Origin of the sequence: Sphingomonas sp., from assembly GCF_965227385.1 — a bacterium.
Classification (GTDB): Bacteria; Pseudomonadota; Alphaproteobacteria; order Sphingomonadales; family Sphingomonadaceae; genus Sphingomonas.
On record NZ_OZ245750.1, the window covers coordinates 3163903 to 3185463 of the forward strand.

Below are 21561 nucleotides of genomic sequence, written 5' to 3' on the forward strand. Positions count from 1 at the left end.
ATGGATCGGCTGATCGCCGTCGACTGGGGCACGACCAACCGACGCATCTATGTGATCGACGAGGGCGTCGTTACGCTTACTGAGCGCGACGCGCTGGGAATTCTCGCGGTTTCCCCTGCTGCCTATCCGGCGCTAATCGAGACGCTGCGAACGCGGCACGGCGATCATCCCGTGCTGCTGGCGGGCATGATCGGATCCAATCGGGGCTGGCGCGACGCGGGCTATGTCGAAGCCCCTTGCGGGATTCCCGAGCTGGCCGGTGCCCTTCGCGCTGCCGGGGACCGCATCTGGATCGTGCCCGGCGTGTCGTGGCAAGCGAATGGATGCGGGGACGTGATGCGCGGTGAGGAGGCGCAGCTGCTGGGCGCCATCGCCGCCGGGTTGGCGCCCGCACGCGCCTTGCTTTGTCAGCCTGGCACGCATTGCAAATGGGCAGAGATGAATGAAGGTCAGATCGCGCATTTCGTGACCTCGATGCCCGGTGAGCTGTTCGCTCTGCTGCGAAACCATTCCCTGCTCAGCGCGCAACTTACGGGCGACGTCACGGAAGGTGAGGCCTTTGCCGAGGGCGTCGAAGACGCCAGGTCGGGACATCTGCTCGCACGCTTGTTCGGCATCCGCGCCGCCGGCGTGCTCGGCCTGCGGAGCGACGCCGATGCTGCCTCCTATGCCAGCGGGCTGCTGATCGGCGCGGACTGCGCCGCCCATGCCGCCGGGCGGACCGTCCATCTGCTCGCCGATGAAAAGCTCGGGCCGCTCTATGCTCGCGCGATCGAACAATGCGGTGGCACAGTCGTCATGATCGACAGTCACGCTGCCTTTGCAGCTGGCGCAAATCGAATTTGGGAGTTGGCACGATGAGGCCTTTTGAAGCAGCATTTGAGCGCATGCCATTGATTGCGATCCTGCGCGGCGTCCAGCCCGAGGACGCGGTGGGGATCGGCGCGGCGCTGATCCATGCAGGCATCACGCTCATCGAAGTCCCGCTCAACTCGCCCCAGCCGTTCGACAGCATTGCGCGCCTGGCCCGGGAATTTGGATCGGACGCCGTCATCGGCGCCGGGACCGTCCTGTCGGTCGATGATGTTGCACGCCTTGCCAATGCGGGCGGGACCCTCGCGGTCAGCCCGAACATGAATCCCGCGGTGATCCAGGCATGCGTGGCGACTGGGATCGTCAGCCTGCCCGGCATCGCGACCGCAAGTGAAGCGTTCGCGGGGCTCGAGGCAGGAGCGGCGGCGCTCAAGCTGTTCCCCGCAGAAGGAAGCTCGCCCGCCTGGCTCAAGGCGCTGCGTGCAGTGCTGCCGTCAACCATACCCGTGCTGCCCGTGGGCGGCATTCAGCCCTATACCATGGATCCGTGGCTGCGCGCCGGGGCAAGCGGCTTTGGACTGGGGTCAGGTCTCTTTCAACCCGGACTGGCGCCAGAGGAGGTGGGCGCGCGCGCAGCCAATTATGTGGAGGCGATGAAGAACGCCACGGTCGCCGCGAATGCCTCGGTCTAGCCGACCAAGCCGACCAAGCGTGCTGCTACCGCCATCGCATCGGGGTGTTTTCGGCAGAGCAGCGCTACGCCACTCCCGTTCCCAGCCCCCTGCTTCGTACCTTTCTTAGGCATCGATGCCTAAGGCCCTTCGACTGAGCGCGGGCGAGTACCGAGCCGAGATTTACCCTGACAATGGCGGCAGCCTCGGCCGGCTGTTCTGGCGCGACGAAGCTCTGCTTCAATCGAGCGCCGACCCCCAGCGCCTGCGTGATCCGAGCAGCGTCGGGATGTTTCCCATGGTGCCATTTGGCGGGCGTGTCGCGGACGCGAAGTTCGACTGGCGCGGTAAATGTCACGCGCTTGCCGCCCACCCTGGAGAAAGTCATGCGGTCCATGGCAATGCCTGGATGGAGCAATGGACGGTTGAAGATGCGGGCCGAACACAGGCGAGGCTGACACTCGAATCCACTTGTGGACCGCTCGCATATCGCGCGGATCAGCACTTCAGTCTGGACACAGACGGTCTTCACGTGTTGCTTGGCGTGACCAGCCTCGCCGACATGCCCCTGCCGTTTGGGCTGGGCTTTCATCCATGGTTTCCACGCCGACCCGGCAACAGAATTCGCTTCAAAGCCCGACGCTTCTGGCTCGAGCGCCCTGGCGGTATTCCATCAGATCCCATTAGCTTGCCGCCTGAGCTCGACTTTGCCGCTGGTGCCGAGCTGCCCTCAACCTGGCGCAACAACATTTATGAAGACTGGTCAAGGGCGCTGCAGATCGATTACCCCGACCGCGGGTTTCACGTCGCATTGACTGCCTCGTCAAATCTCGACTGGCTGATGGTTTATGCCAATCCGGCGCTCGATTTCTTCTGTCTGGAGCCGCAATCACATCTCCCAGACGCGCACAATCGAGATGGAGTGCAGGATCGCTATGGGCTCGTCGTGCTTGACCCCGGCCAATGCATCTCCGGCAGAATTTCAATCCGCGCTGGCGAACTCGCTTAATAGGCCTCGCAGCATCAGGTGCAAAACGCGCGCGAACCTCCAACGCTGCAAGTTCTCAATCAGCCTGATAATCACTGCTGAGGCGAGAGAGATTGCCGCATGAGGCGATCAGCAGATGGGCGCCGAACAGATGCCCTGCCCCATGCAGCTGCTCCAGCCGCTCGCCGCGCAACGAGGCAAGCGCCGTGCGATCGACCTCGTACAGACCCGCCACGTCAAGCACCCTATCATCGGAGCATGCGCCAGCCAGCTCGGCCGGACGGATTAACCGTGCCTCGACCAGCGCGGTGATGAAGGCGGCCGTCGGCCGGGCGGCCTGCATGATCGCCACGAGCAGGTCCCTGGCGCGAGCGAGCGCCGCAGTCCCCTCACCTGCATCGTCGAACAGCCGCTCGCCTTCGTTTTGGCTGACCCGACTGCTGTCAAGGTCGATCGCAACTGCGCCCTCCCCCTCCGCCCGTTCGGCGACAAGGAAGGGCTGCCGGCGAATATGAAGCGGGACATAGCGTGTTCGCCAGCGGTCACCCCGGAGAAACGCATTATGGCCGGCCGAGCGGCCGAGCAACGCGCACAGGCCGAACTGGCCGGTCCCCGGATCCTTGACCAGGAATACCGGAAACTCGACCACTGCCTGTCGCAGTTCATTTGCCGTCAGTGGGACGAGGGGAACATCTTCGCCGAACTGCGCGCCATGCCCCTGCCTTATGCGCAGGCCGCGATGTTCCGCCGGATCCAGGATTGCGATGTTGGACACGGATATCCCTTCAGACTGGTTGCAGGCCATAGCGCGCAATCCTGTCCAGCAGGTCGCGAGTGCTGGGCAGCCGCTGGATCATCGCCGCCGCCTCTTGCTTGTTATGCATGAAAAGCTGCTCGCCGTGGGCGCGCGCTTGCGACGACAGGCCGCGGGGCGGGACGCGCGTCTCGAAGCCCATTCCGTAAAGCACATATTGATAGCTCGCGGCCGGGAACACTTCGACGGCGCGGTCGAAATCGTCATGCCATGGCGGCTGCTCGCGCCACAGGGTCAGGAGTTCGGTCAAGCTTTCGGGAATCGACTCCGTCCTGCGATTGTCGGCCCAGAACGGCTCGGTACGCCGGCTCAACAGATAGTGGAGCTTCAGGAAATCGATGATCCGCGCCCAGCGGTAGGCGAAGGTCGTGTTATAGCGTCGTGCAACCGGGTCCATCGCCGCGCGTGTCGCCGGCATCTGCTCGGCAATGAACTGCGCCGCGATCTCGACCAGCAGGATGGCCGAAGCCTCCAACGGTTCCAGGAAGCCTGCCGACAGTCCCACCGCCACGCAGTTGCGCTCCCAAAAACGCGTGCGATGTCCGGCCTGGAACTCGATCTTGCGCATCGGCAGCGCCTCGGCATCGCCGCCGATCGAATGAACATAAGCGCGCAAGTCTGCGCGCGCTGCATCATCATCGATATGCGCGCTGCTGTAGACATGACCGACGCCACGTCGGCTCTGCAGTCCGATATCCCAGATCCAGCCCGCCCGTTGCGCGGTCGAGAGCGTATGCGGCAGAATGGGGCTATCGGCGGCCGGATAAGGCACCTGCACCGCCAGCGCGCGATCGGCGAACAGCACTTGCGTGCAGGGAATGAAGCCGACGCCGAAGTGCTCGCCCAGCAACAGTGCACGAAATCCGGTGCAGTCGATAAACAGGTCGCCCGCGATCTCGCCGGCCTGCATTGTCAGGACGGCGGCAATATCTCCATTCTCCGCCGACCGAATCCCCGTGACATCGGCGGCGACATGGCGGACGCCAAGAACGCGCGTGCAGTGCTCCTGAAGAAACCGCGAAAACGCCCCGGCATCGAGATGATAGGCGTAGTTCGCCACCGCATCATATTCGGCGGTCGTGATCGCTTTGGGTGCGCGTCCCGCTTCGCACAACGCTTCTTGCGGGCAAACCGCGGCGGCGAAAGAGCCATCGGAAACGCCCGCCAGCCATTGCCTGGCCATATTGGTCTCGAAATAGCCCTGCGGCAGCACCAGCGGGTGGTAATAGGCGTCGCCCCGCGAGCCATCGACCCATCCGACAAATTGCGCCCCTTGCTTGAACGAGGCACTACACTGGTTGAGGAAATCGGTCTCGCGGATGCCCATGCGTTTGAGCGTTCGCCGCATCGTCGGCCAAGTTCCCTCTCCCACGCCGATAATCGGGACATTGGGCGATTCAACCAGGGTGATCTCAAGCGGGCGTTCATCGCTCTCGCGCGTCGCTGCAGCCAAGGTTCCGGCAGTCAGCCACCCGGCCGTACCGCCACCGACGATAACGATCCTCGTCACTGGTTCCATCGCAGCCGCCCCGCCCTGGATTCAAGAAAATGGGCCGGCGCAATGCCGGCCCAGTACGAGGCTACCAGCTGGAGGGGACCGGCTTGGCCTGTGATCTTGGCAACCCGGCGGAACTCAAGGCAGCATTCCGGTCGAGCGGTGATGGATCGTTTGAACACGCGACAGGACAGTTGCGTCATCATCGTAGATTGTCAACACATGACGGCCGCAAGTTCGATTCCGTCGGTGGGTAAGACCGGGATGATAGGCTTACGGCAATCGCTCTGAGGTGCCTCTCTTGAGTGTGCCCCGAACGGCCAGCGGTCCGTAATCGACCGGCGCTGACTGGTTTGGTGACACGCGGCAGGGACTAACGCACATTGGACTTCAATGCGGTGACGGCCGCCGCACCGTTTCCGGCGCGAATCGCGGCGACGATCTGCTCGTGCTCTACGATCGCCTGATCCGGCGAGGCCAATCGGCGATAATTCATCCGCATCCGCATGATGATCGGTTGCCACAGATTCACGAGGTCGTCGCCCCCCGCTTCGTGGACGATCAGACGATGCAAGGCGATGTCGGCTTTCGCGACCTCGGCGAAATTGCCGGCACGCAGCTGCATGGACAGGTCGTGCAGCGCCTCGCCGAGCCGTTGCAGAAACTCGCCTGAGGGATTTTGGGCGACGCGCTGCAGGGCGTAGGTTTCGATGTCGAGCCGTAGCTTGACCAGCATCGTCTGCACCTCGGGCGCGGCGACATCGTTGACCCGGGTGTCGCGGTTCGCCCGGGTGACCAGCAGTCCTTCCTTTGAAAGCTCGAGCAGAACGTCCCGGATCGGACCGCGCGATACGCCAAAGCGCTGGGCGAGCGCTTCCTCGGTCACCTTCTGGTTCGGCGCCAATGCTCCGGCGACAATATCGGCTCGCAAGCGATCGGCGATCTGCTGCCGAATGCCAATGACTTCCATTTGCCCCATTCAGTCCTCCCTGGCGGACAATGCCCGGCCTCAAGGCCGATCGCGCTGTCCGGCAATATCCATTCGATGCGCACGCCGCTGTCGGCGATGCGCGTGGGTCGGATCCTATTTCAGCTGGTCGTCCCGACACAGCTGCACGGCCAGGCCATGGTCGGCGACCAGGTCAGCGCCGGTAATGGCTGCGGCGGCATCGGAAATGAGAAACGCGGCGACATTGCCGATTTCCTCGATCGTGGCGAAGCGTTGATCGGCGTGCATCGCATTGAATCCGCGCTCGAGTTCGGGCGCATCGTCTATGACCTTCTGCACTGCTTCTGTCCGGGTAAGGCCGGGGCTCAGCGTGTTCACCCTGATGCCGCGCTGGCCCAGGCTCCAGCACATCGCACGAGTCATCGCGGCGATGCCGCCCTTGGTGGCTGCGTACATCTCATAGCCCGCGACGCTCGCGACCGAATGGTTCGACGAGATGTTGAGGATGGCGGAGCCGGCCGGCATGACGGGGGCCAGCGCCTGGGTCAGCAGGAAGATCGAACGCACATTGGTCGCCCATAGCCGGTCGAGATCCTCGATCGGAAAGCTCAGCAGATCTCCTTCGATCGTCACGCCGGCATTGTTGATCAAGGCGTCGACCCGGCCGTAACGCTGTCGCGCTTCGCCGGCGAAGGCGGCGATGCTTGCCGGATCGGCGACGTCCAGTTGCATGAATGCAGCATCCCCGCCGCGCCCGGCAAGCTCGGCCGCCTTCTCGTCGCCATTGGCGCTGCGTTGGCCAAAGAAGACGGTCGCACCCTGCGCGCAGCAGGCCTGTGCGATGCCCCAGCCGATGCCAGCGCCGCCGCCGGTCAGAACGACGACCTTGTCCTTGAGTGCAGTGGCGGTCACGCGGGCTCCTTCTTCATGGCTAGGGTCGCAGCAATCTCCTCGATCGATCGGCCCTTGGTTTCAGGCAGCATGCGCCACAGCACGACGAAACCGATCGTCACGCACAGCGCATAGGTGCCGAAAACCGACGCAGCGCCGAAACTGACCAGCTGCCAGGGGAAAAGCTGCTGTACGAAATAATTGATCAGCGCGGTCAACAGCGCGCAGGCAGGGATGGCGACACCCCGCACTCCTGTCGGGAAGATTTCCGCCAGGATAACCCACATGATCGGGCCGATCGAGAATTGGAAGGCGGCGACGAACGCCGCAATGCCAATCAGCACGGCCCACAGATTGATCGAGGTGGCAGCCTTTAGCAGTTCCGCTTCATGACGCTCTGCCACGTCGCGTCCGATTGCGCCGTTCAGCGCCTGCTTGAACGCGACATCATTGTCGAACGTGACCCCCACGACCGGCGCGAGCGACGCGCGGTCGATCTCCACCGGCAGCGCTGCAATGCGCGGCGCCTCCAGCCGATAGGTCGCCGTCGCGAAGGAAAGCGAGCAGGCAAGCAGGCTGACCGCAGCGACCGCCAGCCCGCCCAGCAATATCGTTCGCCGTCCGATGCGGTCGATGAACACCAGCGCGAGCGAAGTGGCGATGATACTGAACACGCCGTTCACGACCGGGACCAGGAACGAAGCGTCCGCGCCCACGCCCGATTGCTCGATCACATAAGGCGCATAGAACATGATGGCGTTGATTCCGGTCGTCGGCTGGACCGCCGCGATGACCAGGCCGATGATTGTCGCACGAATGATCGTGGGCGAAAACATCCGCGCCAGACTCTGCCAAGTGCCTTCGCTGGGCCCGGAATTTCCGGCGCGTTCAGCCTTAACCATTGCCTCGATTTCGGCCACTGAGCGTTCCACCTCGCCTGCAGGGGCGAGTTGACGCATTACAGCAGCGGCCTCTTCTCGCCTGCCCTTGAGCAACAGCCATCGCGGGCTTTCCGGGATCTTCAGCAGGAACAGGATCCACAGGATTGATGGCGGGATCTGTACCGCCAACATCCATTGCCAGGTGTAGCGATCCATGCCGGTGGCGGCCGCGATCGGCGCCCCGTCCGCGACCCAGCCCTGGATGAAATAATTGGCCAGGTAAGCTGCGAACAGGCCGACCACGATGTTGAGCTGGTTCACCGCGACCAGCAATCCCCGCTTCGCAGGCGGCGCAATCTCGCCGACATACATTGAGGAAACCGACAGCGATGCGAAGGCCAGGCCGCCAAGGAAGCGAAATGCGACGAGCTGCCACAATGTCTGCGAGAACACCGCGCCGACCGCCGAGATCAGGTAGAGCCAGCCGATAATCAGCAAGGTCGTGCGCCGGCCCAGCCGATCGCAGACGAACCCCGTCACCATCAGAGCGAAGACGACGCCGAGCCCCGGCGCGCTCACCGCATAGCCGAAGCCGATGGCATCCGCGCCCAGATCGCGCATGACATAGGCCTTGGTGCCCGATACCAGCGCAGCGTCGAGGCCGAAGACGAACCCGCCGAAGCACACCATGATGGCAAGCAGCAGCGCGCGACGATTGGTGTCGACGCCGCCCATCTGCGTGGGCGCCGTTGCGATCGGTCCAGCCATGTCAGTTCCCGTACCGGCGACGATAAAGATCGTAGTTGAAGCGCTTTCCGGCAGCGACCAGCTCCGGATACGGCATGTCGGTGTTGCTTACCCAGCCGACATTGTAATTCTCACCGTCATAGGCGCGCCCGGTCACTGGATCATCGACATATTGAAACCAGTGTGCGCCGACCATCATCGGATTGGCGAGGATCGAGTTCATGTACTGCTCATAGATGCGGCCGCGATCGGTTTGATCCGTCGCAATCACCAGGCCAGGGTGATAGAGGCCAGTGTCCGACGTCGAGCCGATATGGAATTCGCCGATGATCGTGGGCCGGTCGACCTTCTTGAGGAACCCCCAGGTATCCTCGTGGAAATCCTCTCGATAGACGTTGTAGCTCAACACGTCGGAATATTTGATCGCCGCCTGGGTCACTTCCTCGGGCATGCCCCACTCCGCCATACGAACGCCCATGTACATATGGTTGGGCATGACTCGCTTGATTTCATCGCGAACCGTCCGGAAGTAGGTGTCGGCATAGTCCGCGAACAGCCGCGCCAGGTCGGGCACCGCCGCTTCCACGTCCGGGAGGGACGCGCCCGCGCCGAACGCATCCCAGGATGCATATTGGCTCTTCCATGCCGCGTTGAGCGCAGCGATGGTCGGGTATCGGCCGCGCAGCATCTCCACGAAACGCGCCTTGGCCGGGCTGTCGGCAGCAGATTTGGCGAGCGCGTTGATCACGGCTGCATAGCGATTACGATTCGTGTCGACCCGGCCCCAGCTCTTTTCATTGTCGACGAACACACCGACGCACCAGGGCGAACCCTTCACCTCGCGTGCGATCTGTTCGATCGTCAGACGCGCCCGGCGCTTGAACTCGGGATCATACACGTCGGGCAGCGGCGACCAGTAATCGAAGCCCGATGACAATGTCTTGAAGTCGCCGATGATCCAGCCATTGGCGAAATAGGGCATTTTCTGGTTATCGTAGTACATCGGGTCGATCCAGTTCCCGAAGGAGGTCATGCCCCAGTCCTTCATACGATCCAGCGTCACCTGCCGCCACTTGGCCATGTAGTTATCGCCGTAACGGCGCTCGAGATTAGCGCCGTAGAAGCTGTAGATCTCCCCATGCTTCAGCGCGCCCTGATGGAAGGTGCGCCGATACCCGTAGTGCTTGCCAAGCGGCTCGTCATAGGACGGCAACCACTGGAACATTTGCCGGCGGATCGGGGACGCAAGGAACCGCGTGCCGCGAACCTCCGGCGCGACCGGCGCGAAGTCGCGCGAGTCCTCGGGCGTCAGCTCCTCCGGATCGATCTTGCGCACCGACGAGTCCACGAAGTCATAGCCCGTCACCGTCTCGAGATTCGCCATACGAACATTGGCGATGCCGCTCGAGAAGAACAGGTGGCCCTCGGGATCGACCAGCCACCATTTGCCGTCGACCTTCTCGGTGCGGAAGTAGCCGGTGCCGCGCACCTTGGGTCCGCTTGCCCAGCCGCCGAAACGCGATCGATCCGGCGGCCCGTTCGACGCCGCGAGCTGCGCCAGTTCCTTTTGCGCCGCGGCCTTCAGCTCCGCTTCGGAATGGATCTTGATTGGGTATTCCACCTTCGCCGCCTGGCCAAACGGGTCGACGATATCGGTAATGAAGAACGGATCGGTCGGTGGATTGCGGCGGAGGCGGAAATTATCGAAGATAAGGCTGCGAGGCGTCGTCATCGCCTGGGTGCGGATGGTGATGCTGACGATGCGCGACAGGTCGATTTTCTTGCTGCCCGTCCGCCAGAACAATTTCGTCTCATCGCTGGCCCAGCCCGGCGGGACTTCGCGCATCCCACTCTGCACCATCGCTTCGAAGCCCGACAGAACGGCATAGGCGGTCACTGACTTGCCTGCTGGCACCACCGCCATGGTGGTCTGAGACGCGCCGTTCGCATCGGTGATGATCAGAAAAATCTGGGTTGAGATTTTCGCCGGGTTCGCGATGTCGAACGCAAGGTTCACATCGCCCTTCCCGGTAAAATCCCAGGGCGTGGCGGGCTTGAGGACCACATCGTCCTCAGCGCGGGGCTGGAAATCGACTCTGAGGCTTTTGCCGGGCCCGTTGGTGGCCGGGACGATTCGCGCCGAGGCATTCTCGGTTTGTGGCGCGATGCTGCGCGACGATTCGAAATCCTCGATCGTCCGGATCACGGTGTCCTGCGCCAGCGCGGACTGCGCCAGCACGGCAATCGCGCCCGATGCGAACAGCATCATCCTAATCGCTTGACCGCGCATATCTCTCCCCTTCGGCATTAGCTTTGCCAGCTTTTCGCCGCGCTTGCCCGTCATGTCAATTGTCTACAATGGTTTATAGCGCCAACGGATCGCTGCCGGTTCTGCAGCGGCTTGCTAAGCCACTGACAACCTGCCTACTGTCGACAATTGACAGAACGGTCGACAATTGACAATTGGGGAGGATGGCAGGGGTGACGAGCGCGGGCGCCGCGATGGGCGGTGATCAGGTGGTGGCAGCTGGCGAGGCGGCGCGCATCGTGGCGGTGGAGGCGGTGCTGTACCGTGTGCCGCTGGCCGAGGCGCTGGTCGATGCCGGGCACGGCCTGCACACGCATTTCGAGCTTGTGACCTGTCGCATCGTCTGTGCCGACGGGGTCGAGGGTGTCGGCTACACCTATACCGGCGGCACCGGGGGCGGCGCGATCCGCGCGCTGCTGCGCGAGGATATCGCCCCGCTGCTCAAGGGCGCCGATGCGCATGATGTCGAGGCGCTGGCCGCGCGCATGCGCGCCACGCTACACTATCTCGGTGTTGGCGGCATCTGCGGCTTCGCCATCGCCGCCGCCGACATCGCGTTGTGGGACATTCGCTGCAAGCGGCTCGGCAAGCCGCTCTGGCAGGTCGCCGGCGGCACCGATCCTGCCGTCCGCTGCTATCGCGGCCTCATCGACCTTGGCTATTCCGACGACCAGCTGCTCGAGCGCGTCGCCGCCGAGTTCGCCGCCGGCCATACCGGCATCAAGCTCAAGGTCGGCCGCCCCGACATCGCCACCGACATCCGTCGCGTGCGCGCCGTGCGCGAACTGATCGGCACCGATCGCGCGCTCATGGCCGACGCCAACTATAGCTGGGACGCCCCCGCCGCCATCGCCTTTGCCCGCGGCGTCGAAGACATGAACCTGGCCTGGTTCGAGGAACCCGTCGCCCATGACGACCTCGACGCCTATGCCAGCGTCGCCGCCGCCACCGCCATCCCGCTGGCCTCCGGCGAAAACCTGCGCACCCCGGCCGAGTTCGGCCAGGCCATCGCTCATCACGCCATCGCCGTCCTCCAGCCCGACGCCTCCAATATCGGCGGCATCACCCCTTGGCTCGACGTCGCCCGCCGCGCCGCAGCCGCCGGCAAACCCGTCGCATCGCACGGCATGCACGAACTCCACGTCTCCCTCATGGCCGCCATCCCCAATGCCGCCACCCTCGAAATCCACTCCTTCCCCATCGACGCCTACACCACCAACCCCACCACCGTCACAAACGGCAAAACCGCCGCTCCCAACACCACAGGATCAGGCGTCAGCTTCAATACCCAACGCCTCAAACCACATAAAATCGGATAAGCGTCATGCCTCTCAAAAGTGCTGTCTATGTTGAAAAGGGCCGATTCGAACTTGCCGAGGGCAAGCGCCTCGAGCCGCAGGCCGGTGAAGTCACCATCCGCGTCGGCTATGTCGGTCTGTGTGGCACCGACCTTCACGTCTATCACGGAAACATGGACCATCGCGTCTGCCCGCCGGGCGTGATCGGACACGAGATGTCGGGCGTTATCGAAGCCGTAGCCAATGATGTCGAGGGCTTTGCCGCCGGTGAGCGCGTCGTGGTTCGCCCGCTCGACTATTGCGGCGATTGCCCGGCGTGCTCGGCGGGTCATTCGCACATCTGCCACAACCTTAAATTCATGGGCATCGACACCGCCGGTGCCCTGCAATCCTACTGGACGGTGAAGGCGCGCACGCTGCACAAGCTTCCCGCGAATGTCGATCTGCGCCGCGGCGCGCTGGTCGAGCCGCTGGCGGTGGCCTGTCACGATGTCGCGCGTGCGCGCGTCGCGGCAGGCGAGAAGGTCGTGGTTCTGGGCGGCGGGCCTATCGGCCAGTTGATTGCACTGGTTGCGCGCGCACGGGGCGCCGACGTGCTGATATCGGAACCGACCGCCGTGCGGCGGGCCTATGCCGCCAATGCGGGCTTCGCGACCTTCGACCCTGCTACAGGCGACCTTGCCGCGCATGTGATGGACTGGACCGGGACCAAGGGCGCTGACGTTGTTTTCGAGGTCGCGGGTGTTCAAGCCACCGTCAGCGCCATGACCGATATCGCCGCCGTGCGCGGCCGCATCTGCATGGTCGCTATCCATTCAACCAAGCCGCAGGTGGATCTGTTCCGCTTCTTCTGGCGCGAGCTCGAACTGGTGGGCGCCCGTGTGTACGAGGCAGTCGATTTCGATGCCGCAATTGCCCTGATCGCCAGCGGCCAGGTCGATGTCGATGCGCTGATCACATCGGTCCATCCGATCGACCAGGTTCAGGCCGCGTTCGAAACGCTCGACAGCCCCGATCCAGGTATGAAAACATTGCTGGAGTGCGAGGCATGAGCGCCGCTGAACTATTCGACCTGACTGGCCAAGTGGCACTGGTAACCGGTTGCCGCCGCGGCATCGGCATGGCCATGGCCCTGGCGCTTGCCGAAGCAGGAGCGGATATCATCGGCGTATCGGCTTCGCTCGAGCCGGGGGACGAGGTGGCACGCGCAATTCGCGCGGCCGGCCGTGACTTCCAAGGCTATCGCTGCGATTTCGCCGATCGGGCCGCACTCAAGTCGACGATCGCAGCGATCGTGTCGGACCATCCACGCATCGACATATTGGTCAACAATGCCGGCACGATCCTGCGAGCCCCAGCCGCCGAACATCCAGACGAGTTTTGGGACAAGGTGATCGAGGTCAATTTGTCAGCGCAGTTCCTGCTCACGCGTGAGATCGGTCGCGGCATGGTCGAGCGCGGCCATGGCAAGGTCATCTTCACGGCATCGCTGCTGTCATATCAAGGCGGGATAACAGTGCCCGGCTACGCGGCCAGCAAGGGCGGCGTTAAACAGCTGACGATGGCTTTCGCGAATGAATGGGCTTCAAAGGGCGTGAACGTCAACGCGATTGCCCCGGGCTATATCTCGACCGATAATACCGAGGCATTGAGAAACGATCCGGAACGCGCGCAATCGATCCTTTCACGGATACCGGCGGGACGATGGGGCGAGCCCCAGGACTTCAAGGGCCCGACCCTCTTCCTCGCCTCGCGCGCATCCGACTATGTGCACGGCGCGACGCTGCTGGTCGACGGCGGGTGGATGGGCCGCTGATCGAAAGCGCCGCACGGGCCGCGCCACCGCGAGGTTGGTCGCGGCCTCCCCAACTCGAGGAAGCGCTGGCTCGTACAAGCTCTCCTGCGGACATGAAGTGACGCGCCCGTGGAAACGTGGGGCGATCCTATCCCCGCAATGCGGTCCTCCAGCGCCCCGTCGGGATTTGGTTGGTCTATCTGATCAAGGCGGGCACGCCCGGACGCGCGTCATCGACGTCTCGACCTGCCGCACGGCACAGCTCAGTCTTGGGATAGCTCCTGTCGCACCGTCGAATTTGGCGCCGAACCCCGTCCGGGCCTCGAAGTCGCTGCCGACGCGGATCAGGCTGGACGAAGAAGATGGCGCTGCGGATCAATTTAAACGCGGTCCCACGGATGCGAACTCCAGTCCGAGACTTGATCACCAACGCGGTATTGCTCCGGCCAAACTATCAACCAGCTCCGCAGTTGCACCGCCGATGGCGGGCATTGCCAGTGACGTGGCAGTGGCCGTCAATGCCACCCACGTCAGATATGCGGCCCGTCACCGCTCCTTCACGCGCTCAATCAGCAAAACCCAGTCCTTGCCGCCGTCTCCGGGCGCGGGGCCGGTGACCAGCAAATCACGATTTGTCTGATGCTCGGAGCGCGCCTCGGTCGCCTTTTCGATTGATTTGACCATCCCGCCCGTGGTCGGGTCGAACCAGGAGATGCGATATGTCGCATTGTCCACCATGGCGCGCTCCCGGATCGATTTGCCATCATGGGCATAGACGATCATCTTCTCGCCCGGCTCGCCGAACCAGAATGGCTGGCGGGTTCCAGACTGGGTATTGAGCGGTTCCATCGCAAGCACGTCGTTGCCGACGTGCTTGCGAAAGAAGTCCAGCGCGATCTTCGCGTCGTGCCACTTGGTCGCACGCGTGCGGTGGTCCTCGCACAGCAGGTCGCTGCAGCCGCTGGCATAACCGTAATAATATTCGACGCCGTAACCACCGCCGGTCAGTGTTGCCCATAGGACCTGTCCACGCACGGCACGGCGATCGTCATCGAACTTGCGCGGTCCGGTAAGCTTGCCGATGGGATAGTCGGCGTCGATCGGGATGCCGGCATCTCCGCCGCCCTGTTCATCACTGGCGATCACCCATGGGCGCCCCGCCGCGCTTGATCGCAGCGCCCATTCGGCAATCTCTGGCCTCACGTCGGAAAAGTCGGCGAACTGACCTTGCATGGAGATGCCGGTCACCGCTGAACGCTCGCCGAGCAGCGGAAAATACCGGACCTTACGGCCAGGATAGCTGTGGCTGACCCGCAGATGCTGATAGGGATCGAGTTCGGCGATCTTGGCCATCGCGGCGATCTCCTGCGGGGCGGTCTGCGTATTCTCCTCACCGGCATTCCAGTTCAGCGCCAGGAAGTGACCATAGCGGGCGATCATTTGCCGCAGATATGCGACCCGTTCGATGCCCGTATCGCCGCCGTCCATGAAATCGTCGTTCTCAAGCTCCTGCAGCTTGAAATGAAGGAACATCCCACGATCGTTGGCATAGCTGAACACCCTGCCCCATTGATCAAGCTTCGACACGTCGAAACGCAGATGTTCGACGCCCTCGTCCCATTGTTGGCGCGGACCAAGCTCGTTGTATTCGGCGATCGACACCTTCATCCGGTGCGGGAAAACATTCTGGTCGTCGCCGCCCAGGCTGAACGTCAAGAAGGAGAACGCATTCATTCCCTGATCGGCGAGGTATGCAACCGCGCCGAGCAGGTTGCGGCCCTTGCCGTTCCAGCCATATTTAACGATGTCGACACCGGCACCGTCATTGGCATGCGGCGCCCAGCGCTTGCGCATGTTCTGGCGGTTGGGCGTGGCGTCGAAATCGCCGTAGGCCAATGCGTTCTCCGGCGCATCAGTGCCGGCTTTGAAAAACACTTCGCCGGTGGCCGAATATCGCAGATAACGTTGTCCTGTATAGAGGAGGCGGCCGCGGTCGCGCGGATCGACCGACCCGGGAACCGTGGGGGCGATGGCGATCGTGCCGCTTTCGCCATCCAACGTACCTATGGAATCTCCTGCCCCGCCCAGGATGATGTTGGCGCCACGGCGAAACACAATCTTGTAGCGCCAGTCGCCCGAAACGTCGGGGGTAAAGTGCACCCGCCACACGTCCCCACTCTCGCAAGATGTCAGGGCCGCCTTGCCGCAGGCTGCGAAATAGCCGGGCACGCGATAGCGCCGGCTGCCATTGCTGAATTCGACATCAAGTCGATAGTCTGTAAACGGGTTCGGCGTCGCCGTTTCTGCCGATCTTGGGCCCTTGAAGTCCAGCGTTACGGTCCGCCAGACCTGTCGCTCCCCGCTCAGCTTGGGCGTGGCGGTTGCCGGCAACACCATCGCGGCGGCGCTGGCTGCGCCCCACAACCAACGCGCCTTCCATCGTCCTGGCGCGTGACGCATTATTCTCGCTCCATCCACACCGGCGTAGAGCGCCGGCCACTCGACGAACACGGCGCTGGCGCAGCGCAAGAAGGGGGCGGAAATGGCCTTCGCCACCCCGCCCCCTCGAAATATCTGACGCGACTTCGTCAGAACTTCGCGCGCACGCCCAGCGAGTAGCGAGCACCATAGGTTTCGTAATCGATCAGCTGCTCCTTGAAGCGGCCATGGCGTCGGGTCGATTCGTTGGTGATGTTGAGGCCCTCGGCGAACACCGTCAGATTGTCCGTGACGTCGTAGCTCGCGCTGACATCGAACTGGCCATAGGCTTCGGTGAATACCGGCTCGCCCGCTCCGGCAAATCCGAGCAAGAACTTGTCGCGCCAATTGTAGGACACGCGCGCCTGAAGCCCGTTCTTTTCATAGAAGACGACGGCATTGGCCGAGTTGCTGAGGCCGGTCAGCGCGAAGGTGCTGCCCGAGACGTCATAGACATCGTATGAGATGTTTCCATCGACCAGCGTCCCGTTCAGGATCACGCCGAAGCCGGTATCGCCGAACACATGCTGCACGGCCGCTTCGAGACCACGCACCGATGCATCGCGCAGGTTGCCGGTCGAGGAAATGTCGAAGGTGACGACCGGATCGCCAGGCTGCGAGACACAGGCCGGGTTCGGCGCGGACCCGTTCTCGGGGCATCCGGGCCGTGGATTCACGCTTGGGTCGGTGATGGGATTGCCAGCCGCGTTACTGATCGGCCCCGTAAGCCGAACCGCGCCGATGAAGTTGGACACCCACTTCTGGAAGGCGCCGACCGACACATAGCTGCCCGGGCGATAATACCATTCCAGCGAGAAATCCAGATTGTCCGACGCATAGGGTAGCAGACCGGGATTGCCCTGGCTCGCATTGAACGGACCCCCCGGACGCCCTGAAATGGTGGTACCGGGGAACATCGCTGAAATTGAACTGCGGGCGATGGTCTTGCTGAACGCGCCTCGCATCAGGAATTTGTCGAACGGCTCGTAACTGACCGCGAAGTTCGGCAGCCATTGCTCATAGTCAGAGGTAAGCGTCTGCGCCGCCACCGTGCCATCAAAGACGGGCTGCAGCCCCTGCGCGTTGAAGTAGCGGAAGCCGACCAAACCCTCGCGAACTGAAGAGCCTTCGACATTGGTCTTTTCATAGCGAAGTCCCGCATTGGCGCGGATCGGCCGGCCGCCAAGCTCACCCTTCATCGTCAGCGTGAAATAGCCGCCATAGGTTTCCTCCTGCACGCCGTTGAATTGCGGCGGCGTGATGGTGAAAAGATTCTGGGCACGAACAATGTCGAGAAAATCCTCAACTCGATAGATCGGAATCTTCGGGAAGACGTCAGGGTTGACCGAGTCTACGAACTGCAGGTCGAGATTGGTAATGGGCACGTTGACCAGCAAGAACGTCGCATTTGACGCCGTATCGACGGAGTATTTCGTATAATCTGATCCGACCTTGATGGTGATATTGTCGTTAGCCCTCCACTCGGCCGAGCCGCGCAGCTGCTTGATGTTGTTGTCCATCGAGTATCCGCGCTTCTGATACAGATCGGATCCGATGTTTGCCTTGTTGTAGGGATCTCCCCCCGGCAAGCGCGAAGCATCAAAGCTCGCCGCCGGAAGTCCGTCGGTGAACTTGCCGTTCAATGTGACGAGGCTACCCGTGTTGAAGAGGTCGACGATGCTTTCGGACGTCTGGCCATCCGGGTTCGACTTCGACGTCGAATCATGCGCATCGAGTTCAAAGGTCAGGCTATCGCTGACTTCCCATTTCAGATTGACTCCGAGCGAGTCATTTTCACCCTTGTGGTAGAAATCCCACGCCCAATAGTTCAGCGTGTCATTGAACGTAGTGATATCGACCAGCGTGCCATTCTTGTCCGCGACACCACGATCTGGCGCGTCGAACCAATAGCTCATCCGATTCATCTGGGTCGTTTCCTTGAACCGCGACATGGTATAGTCGGCAGTCAGGGTGAGCCCATCGACCGGCTCGGCCTGCAGCGTCGCCTGCGCATTGAAGCGCTGGCGCTGCGTATCCCACAGATCCTGATCAATCGTGAAAGGGGCCCACCAGGACTTCGTCGGGTTGACGCTCGTGTCGATCGCGCTCGTATCGATCTGGACCGCGCGCCCCCCGGTGCGGTTGCGGCGCCAGCCGCCCGAGGTGCCGATCCGGTCCTTGTGCGAGTTGCGCTCCGAATAGGAACCAACAAGGAGGACGCCGACGCGGTTGTCGAGGAAGGTTCCACTCACCAGACCCGAGAGTTCGGGCGTAACTTTCGAATCCTTTTCGACGCTCGTGTCGTAGACCGCCTTGGCGCTCACGGCAGCGCGAAAGCCTGGCTGGTCGAACGGACGCGGGGTGCGAACGTTAATGGTGGCGCCAAGGCCTCCGGAATAGATGTCGGCCTGCCCCGTCTTGTACACCTCAACCGCCGCTACACCTTCGGAGCCAAGCTCACGAAAATTGAAGCTCCGCGAGACGCCTTCAGCCTGAAGCGAAGAGGAGTTCGGCATCTGACGGCCATTCAGCGTGACCAGGTTGAAGCTTGGCCCAAAACCACGAACGGTTACCTGGTTACCTTCGTTGTTCGATCGGTCGATCGATACGCCCGAGATGCGCTGAAGCGACTCGGCAAGGTTCGCGTCGGGAAACTTTCCAATGTCTTCCGCCGTGATCGCGTCCACCACACCGATCGCCTGACGCTTGATCTCGGCGGCACGGGCCAGCGACTGACGGAACCCGGTGACGACAATCTCCGGCTCAACAACATCCGTATCAGCCTGCCCTTCGCCTGCGGTCTGCGCACGCGCGGCGTGAATCGGCATGGTTACGGCCAGCGACAATCCGACTGACGCCAGCAATCGTACATGCAAGTTCCGCATGAAACCTCCCCTTCGGTTATATCTACCCTGCTACCGTTACCTTGCGACGGTCGATTGTCAACAGTCTACTTTCTATCGGGCTGCGGTGTGTCGGTGGCTATGATGAATTCTGAAACGGCCGTGAGCCGCAACTCCCTTGACCGGCCGCCGAGCGGACGGAGGTGACGACAGGAGCATGGATCAGTCAGCAGAACGCCAAGGCCAAGCGCTGCGCGACATGCCGCCCGCAAGTCTCCGGTTCCTAGCGCGGGCCTTGCACGCCGACGCTGTCGACGCCCGAACGCCTGCCATAGCCTCGTCCACCACATTGGCAGGTCGGCCCACCGTCAGCGGTTGGGCCCGGGCCGCGTGACGCGCGGCGGGTTGGGAAGCAGCGCTGGCGGAATAGCAATTCGCTTGTCATCTGCACCCCCAGCGAAGTTGCTGAGGTTATAGGCGTTCTCGCGGCCCCAGTCTGCTTCCACTCGCCCATCGCCTAGCACGATGTTGCCGAGCTTCTCGCGGAACCATTGCGCCAGATCGTCATAGTCCAACGTCGTGGCAAGGTTACGCCGCTCACCCGGATCGACGCGCAGATCGTACAGCGCCAGATCCGCCTTCTTTGGCGCCACATCCAACGCCCAGGTGACATCCCGATTGAGGTTAGGACTCCTCCCTTCCGTTCGGAAATCCCGGGTGCGCATCGAGAAGGCGAAATCCTTCGTCCGCATATACGCCCGGTGACCGTTCACCAGGTTCATTTCGCCTAGGATATAGTCGCGCTTGAGCTTTGGATCGACGAGCGCACGGGCAAGGTCAAACCCGTCGAGATAGGCGAATTCAGGCTTTCCGACATCAACGCCTGCCGCCGCCATGATTGTCGGCGCGAAGTCGACATACTCGACGAATTCCCGGAACACCTTGCCGGCGGGGAACGCTGTTTTGTTGGAGGAAATGACGATCGCCGCGCCATGGATGGATTGGTCCCATGGACCGAATTTCCCCATGATCCCCTGCTCGCCAAGTTGCCAGCCATGATCGCCAATGGTGATGACAACCATATACTCGCGTCCATTGGACTTCGAATATTCGACGAACGAGTCGACTGCCTTGCCGATCAGCGTATCGCCATAGGCGGTGAACGCATAATAGTCTCGTACCGCCTGCAGCTTTTCGCTGTCGGTCAGTCTGTCAGACTTCGCTTCATTATAGGTCTCGACGAGCTGGGGAGGCAGCGCAGAGAGCTCGTCCGTATCGAATTCGGGTAGGCGATAATGTTTGCTCTTGAACCGGTCCCTGAAGCTCTTGGGCGGAAGAACCGGCGTATGCGGGAAATGGAAACCCAGATTGACGAACAGCGGCTTCGTACGGTCCGCGCCCTGCAGCGTCGCACCCCAAGTCGACTTGTAGTCGCGGTTGGCGTTGGCGAGATAATTCTGAAACTCCTCCAAGATCCTGCCGTCGATCGTACGGCCGGCCGGCATTGGATTGACGCCGCCCAAAATCAGGGAAGTATGGATCTGGGTGCGGGCGCGAAGGATGTCGAACTCCTTCTCCACCGCAGCCTTGGTCGCCTCCTCTGCGGCGCTCAGTTCGCGGTCGGCCCAAGAGATCTGATAGGTTTTCGTCCGTCCGTCGGGATAGAATACCGTCTCAGTTCCAGCGCGCCGCAGTAGCACCGAATCGGCCAGACCGTAGCTGCCCTCCGAAGTGAAGTCGCCAATGCCATTGCGCTGCATGTCGCGCGCGAAGTCGAGTTCGAGGTCATAGATCGGCTCCGACTTGTCCTTGGGCGCAATAGAATAGTGCCGCTTGCCGATGACGGCCGTGCCATATCCGGCGCGCCGCACAGCCTGCGAGAAGGCCGGCCGCACGAAATCGGCGGTCTGATGCGTATTCTCCCAGCCATATTTGCCGTTGCGGAAGGGATAACGGCCAGTGAGCATCGAAGTGCGCGAGGGCCCACAGGTCGGCGCTTGATTGAACGCGTTCACGAACAGCACGCCTTGACGGGCCAGCCGATCCAGATTGGGCGATTCGACCGGACCCAGCCTGCTCTCGGCGCGTCCCGTCATCGCACGGTTGAAAGCTGCCACCGAATCAGGGCGCTGATCATCGGTCACAATCCACAATATGTCGGGCTGCGACTGCGGCAGGGTCTGCGCCCGGGCCGCGACGCCGGAAAATGAGACAATCAACGCCCCAAGCCAAACGCCGGCGAGCCGCCCCAAACCTCCCATATGATCTCTCCTGTCGCAGCGCGGGTCCGCATGCCAAGCGCCGGAATAAGCTCAGGCACGATATAGATTGTCAAGTGTCGACATTCTGCTACTTTACAGGGCCGATCGCCCACGATCATCGACACACGGTGCTCGATGCCAAATCAGCTCATTGACGTTTGAAACGGGGAAGAGGACGATGCACTGGTCGCGCTGGAGCATGTTCGATGCGGCTGGCAATATGATCGCTGCACTGGCGATATTGTCCCGTGCCGTTCACGTTGAATGCTCCGCCGCCCTTGGAACACGCTCTGATCCGCACCTTGGCCCCTGGATCGATCCGGCCCGTT

General features: G+C 62.3%; 15 protein-coding genes. 6 read left to right on the plus strand and 9 right to left on the minus strand.

Annotation, left to right across the window (positions count from 1 at the left end):
- The 3 genes from ACO05N_RS15600 to ACO05N_RS15610 all read left to right on the plus strand — a co-directional run bounded on the left by ACO05N_RS15600 (position 1) and on the right by ACO05N_RS15610 (position 2493).
- Positions 1 to 861, plus strand: a complete 861-nt coding sequence (locus ACO05N_RS15600; protein ID WP_069319412.1) for a 2-dehydro-3-deoxygalactonokinase — start codon at positions 1 to 3, stop codon at positions 859 to 861.
- On the plus strand, positions 858 to 1505 hold the full coding sequence (locus ACO05N_RS15605; RefSeq protein ID WP_069319413.1) for a 2-dehydro-3-deoxy-6-phosphogalactonate aldolase: 648 nt from the start codon (positions 858 to 860) through the stop codon (positions 1503 to 1505). Before ACO05N_RS15600 ends, ACO05N_RS15605 begins: the two co-directional genes overlap by 4 nt.
- 115 nt (positions 1506 to 1620) lie before the next feature.
- Positions 1621 to 2493 carry an aldose 1-epimerase gene (locus tag ACO05N_RS15610; protein ID WP_422057925.1) on the plus strand — a complete coding sequence of 291 codons (873 nt, stop codon included), beginning with the start codon at positions 1621 to 1623 and terminating at the stop codon, positions 2491 to 2493.
- Between the two features lie 55 nt (positions 2494 to 2548).
- Here ACO05N_RS15610 and ACO05N_RS15615 read toward each other — a convergent pair whose 3' ends face one another.
- From ACO05N_RS15615 to ACO05N_RS15640, 6 genes are all read right to left on the minus strand, one after another.
- On the minus strand, positions 2549 to 3247 hold the full coding sequence (locus tag ACO05N_RS15615) for a SapC family protein (protein WP_069319415.1): 699 nt from the start codon (positions 3245 to 3247) through the stop codon (positions 2549 to 2551).
- A gap of 10 nt (positions 3248 to 3257) precedes the next feature.
- Positions 3258 to 4805, minus strand: coding sequence for a tryptophan halogenase family protein (locus ACO05N_RS15620; protein WP_422057926.1), 1548 nt, complete (start codon positions 4803 to 4805; stop codon positions 3258 to 3260).
- 349 nt (positions 4806 to 5154) lie between these two features.
- The gene (locus tag ACO05N_RS15625) at positions 5155 to 5760 is read right to left on the minus strand and encodes a GntR family transcriptional regulator (RefSeq protein WP_422057927.1); all 606 of its coding nucleotides are present in this window, start codon (positions 5758 to 5760) and stop codon (positions 5155 to 5157) included.
- A gap of 105 nt (positions 5761 to 5865) precedes the next feature.
- Positions 5866 to 6642 (minus strand): SDR family oxidoreductase, encoded by a 777-nt coding sequence (locus ACO05N_RS15630; protein WP_422057928.1) that lies wholly within the window; start codon positions 6640 to 6642, stop codon positions 5866 to 5868.
- Positions 6639 to 8270, minus strand: a complete 1632-nt coding sequence (locus ACO05N_RS15635) for an MFS transporter (protein WP_422057929.1) — start codon at positions 8268 to 8270, stop codon at positions 6639 to 6641. The genes ACO05N_RS15630 and ACO05N_RS15635 overlap by 4 nt, the downstream gene beginning before the upstream one ends.
- 1 nt (position 8271) lies before the next feature.
- Positions 8272 to 10539: an agarase gene (locus ACO05N_RS15640; RefSeq protein WP_069319437.1), complete on the minus strand. Its 2268-nt coding sequence runs from the start codon at positions 10537 to 10539 to the stop codon at positions 8272 to 8274.
- A gap of 182 nt (positions 10540 to 10721) precedes the next feature.
- Between ACO05N_RS15640 and ACO05N_RS15645 the strand changes: the two genes are divergently transcribed.
- The 3 genes from ACO05N_RS15645 to ACO05N_RS15655 are packed head-to-tail and all read left to right on the plus strand — an operon-like array spanning position 10722 to position 13671.
- Positions 10722 to 11876, plus strand: coding sequence for a mandelate racemase/muconate lactonizing enzyme family protein (locus ACO05N_RS15645; RefSeq protein WP_206599072.1), 1155 nt, complete (start codon positions 10722 to 10724; stop codon positions 11874 to 11876).
- Between the two features lie 5 nt (positions 11877 to 11881).
- Positions 11882 to 12907: a zinc-dependent alcohol dehydrogenase gene (locus tag ACO05N_RS15650; protein ID WP_069319419.1), complete on the plus strand. Its 1026-nt coding sequence runs from the start codon at positions 11882 to 11884 to the stop codon at positions 12905 to 12907.
- Complete coding sequence (locus ACO05N_RS15655) at positions 12904 to 13671, plus strand: SDR family NAD(P)-dependent oxidoreductase (protein ID WP_069319420.1); 768 nt, start codon at positions 12904 to 12906, stop codon at positions 13669 to 13671. The genes ACO05N_RS15650 and ACO05N_RS15655 overlap by 4 nt, the downstream gene beginning before the upstream one ends.
- Positions 13672 to 14196: 525 nt before the next feature.
- On the opposite strand, the gene ACO05N_RS15660 is transcribed toward ACO05N_RS15655, so the two are convergent.
- The 3 genes from ACO05N_RS15660 to ACO05N_RS15670 form a co-directional block, all read right to left on the minus strand.
- Positions 14197 to 16206, minus strand: coding sequence for a DUF5060 domain-containing protein (locus ACO05N_RS15660; RefSeq protein ID WP_422051125.1), 2010 nt, complete (start codon positions 16204 to 16206; stop codon positions 14197 to 14199).
- Between the two features lie 32 nt (positions 16207 to 16238).
- Positions 16239 to 18956, minus strand: coding sequence for a TonB-dependent receptor (locus ACO05N_RS15665; RefSeq protein WP_422057930.1), 2718 nt, complete (start codon positions 18954 to 18956; stop codon positions 16239 to 16241).
- 383 nt (positions 18957 to 19339) lie between these two features.
- Positions 19340 to 21232, minus strand: coding sequence for a sulfatase-like hydrolase/transferase (locus tag ACO05N_RS15670; RefSeq protein WP_422057931.1), 1893 nt, complete (start codon positions 21230 to 21232; stop codon positions 19340 to 19342).
- Positions 21233 to 21561: the final 329 nt, after the last annotated feature.